Annotated in this window: 5 protein-coding genes; 4 read left to right on the top strand and 1 reads right to left on the bottom strand. The window is 51.3% G+C overall.

Features of this window, described 5'->3' with window-relative positions:
* The first annotated feature begins 248 nt into the window (after positions 1-248).
* The 4 genes from B5F07_RS16755 to B5F07_RS16740 all read left to right on the top strand — a co-directional run bounded on the left by B5F07_RS16755 (position 249) and on the right by B5F07_RS16740 (position 5,556).
* Positions 249-1,397 (top strand): aldo/keto reductase, encoded by a 1,149-nt coding sequence (locus B5F07_RS16755; protein WP_087162356.1) that lies wholly within the window; start codon positions 249-251, stop codon positions 1,395-1,397.
* Between the two features lie 94 nt (positions 1,398-1,491).
* Positions 1,492-3,735 (top strand): glycoside hydrolase family 3 N-terminal domain-containing protein, encoded by a 2,244-nt coding sequence (locus B5F07_RS16750; protein WP_087162355.1) that lies wholly within the window; start codon positions 1,492-1,494, stop codon positions 3,733-3,735.
* A gap of 115 nt (positions 3,736-3,850) precedes the next feature.
* Entirely contained in the window at positions 3,851-4,537 is a 687-nt protein-coding gene (locus tag B5F07_RS16745; RefSeq protein ID WP_087162354.1) for a response regulator transcription factor, read from the top strand.
* Positions 4,498-5,556 carry a carbohydrate-binding domain-containing protein gene (locus B5F07_RS16740; protein WP_087162353.1) on the top strand — a complete coding sequence of 353 codons (1,059 nt, stop codon included), beginning with the start codon at positions 4,498-4,500 and terminating at the stop codon, positions 5,554-5,556. The genes B5F07_RS16745 and B5F07_RS16740 overlap by 40 nt, the downstream gene beginning before the upstream one ends.
* A 3-nt stretch (positions 5,557-5,559) precedes the next feature.
* On the opposite strand, the gene B5F07_RS16735 is transcribed toward B5F07_RS16740, so the two are convergent.
* Positions 5,560-7,152 carry a potassium/proton antiporter gene (locus B5F07_RS16735; protein WP_087162352.1) on the bottom strand — a complete coding sequence of 531 codons (1,593 nt, stop codon included), beginning with the start codon at positions 7,150-7,152 and terminating at the stop codon, positions 5,560-5,562.
* Positions 7,153-7,323 lie beyond the last annotated feature (171 nt).

Below are 7,323 nucleotides of genomic sequence, written 5' to 3'. Positions count from 1 at the left end.
GTGGAAGTGCCGTAAGGCATGGAGCTGACTGCTACTAATAGGTCGAGGGCATAACCAGGAAGGGAACAGACGGATGATTGATTCTTTGTATGTAGTTTTGAAGGTACATAATTAAATTTAACTTTTGTCGGGAATGAGAGGAGCGTCTGGTTTTCAGGCGCTTTTGTTTTTATATAAAGATTTTTCTATAAAAGATCTATGATGTACAGAGGTACACAAAATAGCTAAAACAGAGGAGGAAGAGGAACGTGAATTATCGGGAACTGGGAAATACAGGACTGAAAGTCAGTGAAATCGGCATGGGATGTGAAGGATTTGCGGAGGATGAATGCCGCAATGCGAAGCGCCTGTTTGACGAGGCGGAAAAGCAGGGAATCAATTATTTTGACCTCTATGCTTCCAATCCGCAGGTACGTGCGGCTGTAGGCAAAGCACTGGAGGGAAGAAGGAATAAATTCTATATTCAGTCCCATATCTGTTCTGTCTGGAAGAAGGGACAGTATAAGAGAACCCGCAATATCGCTGAGGTGCGGGAGGGAATGGAGGAAATGCTTGCCCTTCTGAAAACAGATTATATCGATGTCGGCATGATTCATTATGTGGATTCCATGAAGGACTGGCAGGAGATCGCAGAGGGACCGGTTCTTGCCTATGCAAAAGAACTGAAGGAAAAAGGAATAATCCGTCATATCGGGCTGAGCAGCCACAATCCTCAGGTTGCCCTGGAAGCAGTAAAAAGCGGGAATATCGAGGTGCTGATGTTCAGCGTGAATCCATGCTATGATCTTCAGCCTGCGAGTGAGGACGTGGAGGAGCTCTGGGCGGAGAAGAATTATGAGGGACATCTGGTGAACATGGACCCGGAGCGTCAGGAACTATATGAAGTCTGTCAGAGGTCAGGTGTGGGAATCACGGTTATGAAGGCTTTCGGCGGAGGAGATCTTCTGGATGAGAAACTTTCTCCGGCGGGGAGGGCGCTGACAGTAAACCAGTGTATCCACTATGCCCTGACAAGACCGGCGGCAGCGTCCGTGCTTGTGGGAGCTCATTCCGTAGAACAGCTCAGGGAGAGTATTGCCTATGAGAGTGCATCTGCCGAGGAGAAAGACTATGCGCCTGCTTTTGCATCGTTTCCGAAGATCAGCTGGGAGGGACATTGCATGTACTGCAGCCACTGTGCGCCCTGTCCGAAGAAGATTGATGTGGCATCGGTGACAAAATTTCTGAATCTGGCAAAGGCGCAGGGCACAGTGCCAGAGACGGTCAGGGAACATTATGAGGTGCTTCCCCATCACGCCGGAGAGTGTATCCGCTGCGGTGCCTGCGAGACGAGATGCCCCTTTGGCGTTCCCGTGACGGAAAATATGAGGGAGGCGGCGAAGATTTTCGGAAAGTAAAGCTGACAGCCGGCGGATGTTTTCGGGTAAATGTGAAAAGGATTGCAACATGAAACCTTTATATGTGAAAAATGTATCAGGAGGGAACAACTGTATGGGGAAGAAAGCATCAGAGAATTTCCGGATTTATCATAATGAAAACGGACCGGATATCAGCACGGTAAGTCGAAGGGTGATTGAGAAAGACGGCATGTATTTTAAAGATATCGATGGATCCGGAGATCTTACGGAGATCAATGACTGGCGGATGCCGGCGAAGGAGCGCGCCAGGGCATATGTGAAGAGTCTGTCCACAGAGGAGAAGATTGCACAGCTTTTTATCTCTGACTGGCGCATGGGAAAATATCCCCATGCTGCTTCGGAGAACAGTGAGATTGTGCTGGATGAATCCGGGACTCTGGATGAAGGAGAATTTCAGGGAAAAACTATTTTTGGCGAACAGCGTCTCCCGGGGACTTCGGTTCTGATTAAAGAGTGGTTTTCCAGACACCTGATTCTGAGGGCGAATCCTCCGGCAGACGATCTGACGGATTTCCTCAACCAGATGCAGAAAGTTGCAGAGGAATGTGGACATTTTATTCCGGTTGAGGTAGTATCCAATTCGAGAAATGAGAACGGAGAAGTCGTGTACGGAATGAATGATGCGGCAGGCGTATTTCCGACCTGGCCGGGAACTCTGGGAATCGCAGCGGCGATCAAGGGGGATGATATAAAGATTGCGGATCAGTTTGCTGCGTGTGTGCGCGACTGTTGGAATGCATCCGGGCTCAGGAAGGGATACATGTATATGGCAGATACCATGACGGATCCGCGCTGGCAGCGTACATTCGGAACCTTCGGGGAGGATACACAGCTGATCAGTGAGATATTCCGCCACATTATCCCGATTATCCAGGGAAGTAAAGATGGTGTGACGGACAGCGGCGTGGCCATGACTGTGAAGCATTTCCCGGGCGGCGGCGCAAGAGAAAACGGATTCGATCCCCACTATAAGATGGGGCAGTGGAATGTGTACCAGACAGAAGGAAGTCTGGAGAGATATCATCTTCCGCCCTTCCAGACCGCCATCGACTGCAATGTATCTTCGATCATGCCCTACTATGCAAAACCGGCGAAGGAGAAGAGTGCTGCGCAGAAGGACAGGAATGGAGATGATCTGGAGTTCCTTCCATATGGATTCGCGTTTAACAAACCGTTTATCGACGGGCTGCTTCGGAAACAGATGGGATTTCAGGGGTATATTAACTCGGATACCGGAATCGTCCACAACATGTGCTGGGGCGTGGAGATGCTGGATGAACCGGAGCGGATCGGGTTTGCCGTGACCAACGGCGGCGTGGATCTGATCAGCGGGCTCTTTGACAACGAGGACGGCATGGAAGCTTATAACCGCGGGAAGAACGGCTACTATGAGGATCATCCGGTCCCGGAGGGATTTGATAAGGAAGAACTGATTCTCACAGATGAGTCCATTGACCGGGCTGTGGTGCGCACCCTGACGGAGCTGTTTGAACTGGGCATGTTCGAGAACCCGTACCGTGACCCGCAGAAGGCAGTGGAGGCTGCGTCAAATGAGACCTATCTGGCACACGCCATGGACGCCCACCGCAAGAGCGTGGTTCTCCTGAAAAATGACGGCACCCTGCCGCTAACGGAAGAGAAGCTTGAAGGAAAGAGGATCTACGCGGAGGCATTTGGAAAAGATAGAGATTCTGCGGAGGAGGCGACGGCTTCCCTGAAAGAAGCCCTGTCCGGTCAGATTCTGACAGACGATCCGTCCGAGGCAGATTACGCCATCCTTATGGTATCGCCGTCGTCGGGGGCATATTTCAGCGCAACGCCGGGATATCTGGAACTGGATATCTGTGACGGCAAGGAAGTCTGCAATGTGGATGATGACGGTCGCCCGCTGGCAGAGACGCACAGTGAGACAACGCTTGCAGAGGCGGGAAGGATACGGGAGATTGCGGAGAACGTGCATAAGAACGGCGGCAAAGTGATCATCAACGTCAACTTTACCCTGGCATGGGAACTGGGAAATGTTGAACCTTGTGCGGACGCCCTTACCGCAGGTTTCAACACCTGTCAGCAGGCTCTTCTGGACGTGATCTTCGGACGATTTGCACCCACCGGAAAGATGCCGTTTACCCTGCCGAGAAATGATGAAGTGCTTAGGGTAGATGCAGACGGAGTGTGCATCAGCCCCAACGATGTGCCGGGCTATGACAAGGATAAGTATATGCCGGAGTCTATGAAGGATGAGAACGGAAAGGCATATGCATACCGGGATGCAGCGGGTAACTATTACGAGATGGATTTCGGACTGCATTACGAATAATTTCAATATTTTTTCAATCTTTGCTGATATAATAGTCTTATAGAGCCGAGGAACGGGAAGGTCTGAAAGAAAATGGAACACATGCCGTGCTGACTGCGGCGGAAACGGAGCCGATATGAGACTTTTACTGGTAGAAGATGAGATAAGAATGGCGCAGGCTCTCTCGGAGATCCTGCGCCTTGAAGGTTATGAGGCAGATCACTTTGCAGACGGGACCGGCGGTCTTGCAGCTGTGGAAAACGGGATCTACGACGTGATCATACTGGATGTCATGCTCCCGGGTATGAACGGATTTGAAATCGTGCGCAGAGCGCGGGAGAAAGGGATCCGCACTCCGGTGCTGATGCTCACCGCAAAAGGAGAGCTGGACGACAAGGTGACAGGGCTTGACAGCGGGGCGGATGATTACCTGACCAAGCCCTTCATGACAAAGGAACTGCTGGCACGCCTGCGGGCGCTGACAAGGAGACATCTGTCCGCTGCGGACAAAGGTCTTTCATTTGGCGACATTACGCTGAATAAGGACACATCCTCCCTGATCTGCGGGGAGAACAGCGTGCGTTTAAGTGACAAGGAATTCCGGATTCTGGAATATATGATTACGAATCAGGGGCAGATCCTCACCCGGGAGCAGCTTGCTTTAAGAATCTGGGGATACGACAGTGAAGCGGAATATAACAATGTGGAAGTGTATATGTCATTTACCCGAAGGAAACTTGGATTTGTCCGGTCAAAAACGGAGATCAAGGCGGCCCCGGAGGCATGGAAAATCCGGGAAGAGGCGGCCAGCCCGGTTCTGTAGCGGCGGGAGTGACGGAGACGGCAGCAGAGGGCGCGTCCGGGAAAGTAACGGAGACGGCAGCAGAGGGCGCGTCCGGGAAAGTAACGGAGATGGCAGCGGAGAGCGCTTCCGGAGAAGCAGCAGATGACAGTGAGAGCAGTACCAGTATGAAGGGGTTGAAAGCCGGAACGGGGATGCTGATCTCAGACGGGACATTTACTGTCAATTCTGCAGACGATTCGGTACATTCCAACGCATCTGTGACAGTAAACGGAGGAACTTTTGAGATTGCTACCGGCGACGACGCTTTCCACGCCGACGAAACGCTGACTGTAACAGCGGGGACAATCCATATTACGGAGAGCTATGAAGGTCTGGAGGGACTCCAGGTGGATATACAGGGAGGCGATATCAGCCTGACAGCCAGTGACGACGGGCTCAATGCAGCGGGAGGAACGGACTCCAGCGGCACAGCCGGAGGGCGCGACGGCATGTTCGGCGGCGCAGACGCTGCACCAGGAGACAGCGCATCAGGTGGCAGTGCACCGGGTGGCAGCGCACCGGGAGGCTCCAGAGGCGGAGCCGGACAGCCGGGAACAGGCAGTTCATCCTCGAATGGAAGTATCACGATCTCCGGCGGAACCCTTTACATTGCCGCATCCGGAGACGGAATTGACGCCAACGGGACTCTGGAAATCTCCGGCGGCTATACGGTTGTGACCGGTCCGACCCAGGGTGATACCGCCACACTGGACTATGATGTGAGCGCCGTGATCACAGGAGGGACATTCATCGGGACAGGAGCATCGGGCATGGCGCAGACCTTCAGCAGTTCCGAACAGGGCGTAATCTCCATCAGTGCAGGCACCCGGTCTGCGGGAACACAGATCACTCTGACAGAAGCGGCGGGGAATGAACTCATAAGTTATACGCCGGAACTGGATTTTAATGTGGTGATCTTAAGCAGCCCGGATATCGTTTCCGGTGAGACGTATACGATCACGGTGGGAGAATCCTCGGGAGAGTTTGAGGCGGAATGAAGATCAGCCGCCTCTGCTCACAACAAGCACGTCTCCATCCTGGATCACAGTATCGCCCTTGGGGACGACGGTATTCCCGTCCGCCCGGCGAATAAGTACGATCAGAGCGTTTTCAATACCTTTGATATCTTTTACCTGGCTGCCGGTTCTGGTATCGCCGGGTTCTATTTTGATTTCATCCAGCAGGGTGTCAGCTTCTCCCTGATAGGTTTCCCCGCTTAGAACCAGTACGTCTCCTTCCTGGAGCAGTACGTCTCCGCGTGGAATAATGGTCTCGCTGCCGCGTTCGATCAGCACGGCCAGGACATCTCCAAGATTTAAATCACGCAGGTATTTCCCGATATACCGGTGTCCGGGGTTTAATCGGATCTGAATCAGCTGCATTTCCTGGTCATCCTGATAGTCACTGAATGTTTTCATGACATTCTGGCTGTCATCCACCATGTCCAGTCTCTCTGCTACAAAAGGAAGCAGGAGTCCCTGAAACGCCACAGAGATTATGGCGACGCAGAAAACGATATTGTAAACATCATATTGGGCATACCCGGGACTGACTACTGCAATAATGGCAAAAACGGCAGAGGCAGCTCCGCGCAGTCCGGAGAAAGCTGTAAGCGCCTGCTGGCGCCAGGAAGACCGGAACGGTGTAAGCAGCAGAAAAACGGCAACAGGTCTTGCGATAAATGTAAGTCCGATAAATATGAGCACAGACGTGCCGAGGATTGGCAGAAGCATGGACGGGAATACCAGAAGTCCGAGCAGGAAAAAAATCAGCATCTGGGCAAGCCGGTCGATATTGTCGAAGAAATGGACCAGTGAGATTTTTGTCTTAAATTCCGCATTGCCGACAATGAATCCGAAAAGATATACACTCAGATATCCGTTTCCGCCTATGAGTACCGGTGCGGCATAGGAAAAAAGAACAAAGGCGATCATCAGAATGGTTTCAATACCCCCTGTATCCAGATCATGGCTTTTGAGAATTTTTACCGCAAGAATGCCCAGCCCGGCACCGAAGAGAAGTCCGAATCCGACCTCTTCCGCAATAAGCAGCAGGATGTTTTCATTTCCGCCGGCCATCCAGTTCAGGATGATAATGGTAAGCATGTAGGCAAAAGGATCGTTGCTTCCGCTCTCGACCTCAAGAAGAGAGGCGGTTCCCTCTTTCAGATTCAGCTTCTTGGAACGGAGGATCGAAAAGACAGAGGCTGCGTCGGTAGAGCTCAGTACAGCGCCTACGAGGAGACCTTCCTGAAGACTCATTCCTACAATATAGTGGCAGAACAGCCCGGTCAGCCCGGCAGTGATAACAACGCCTGCAGTCGAAAGGAGAACTGCTTTCGGCAGAATCGGTTTTGCCTCTTTAAATGAAGTGCCGAATCCGCCGTAAAACATGATAAATATCAGAGCAGTACAGCAGATATTTTCAGCCATTCCAAAATTGTCAAAGGGAATCTTTACAAGACCCTCACTTCCGAACAGCATGCCAAGAGCGATAAAAATCAGAACTGCGGGAATTCCGAACCGTTTGAGAAAACGATTTGTAAGAATACACAGTACGATTACTGCCGAACAGACTAAAAGACCTGGTGCCATATACGAAAACCTCCTTAAAAACAAAAAGGGAACAGACCGCTTAATCCCGGGCCCGTTCCCGTATTTTCAAAATATTCTATATAAAAGTATATACTTGTCAGACAATAAATGCAAGTTTTTCAAAAAGAGTGTTGACAATTTCAAAAGACAAATTATAATAGATAGTGCTTG

Origin of the sequence: Lachnoclostridium sp. An169, from assembly GCF_002160525.1 — a bacterium.
GTDB classification, from domain to species: domain Bacteria; phylum Bacillota; class Clostridia; order Lachnospirales; family Lachnospiraceae; genus Mediterraneibacter; species Mediterraneibacter cottocaccae.
Note: the sequence above shows the minus strand (reverse complement) of the source record. Positions and strands in the feature narration are given on the sequence as shown.

Coding starts and splice junctions, on each gene's coding strand:
- B5F07_RS16750 (WP_087162355.1), top strand. CDS start 1,492: ATGGGGAAGAAAGCATCAGAGAATTTCCGGATTTATCATAATGAAAAC.
- B5F07_RS16745 (WP_087162354.1), top strand. CDS start 3,851: ATGAGACTTTTACTGGTAGAAGATGAGATAAGAATGGCGCAGGCTCTC.
- B5F07_RS16740 (WP_087162353.1), top strand. CDS start 4,498: ATGGAAAATCCGGGAAGAGGCGGCCAGCCCGGTTCTGTAGCGGCGGGA.
- B5F07_RS16735 (WP_087162352.1), bottom strand. CDS start 7,152: ATGGCACCAGGTCTTTTAGTCTGTTCGGCAGTAATCGTACTGTGTATT.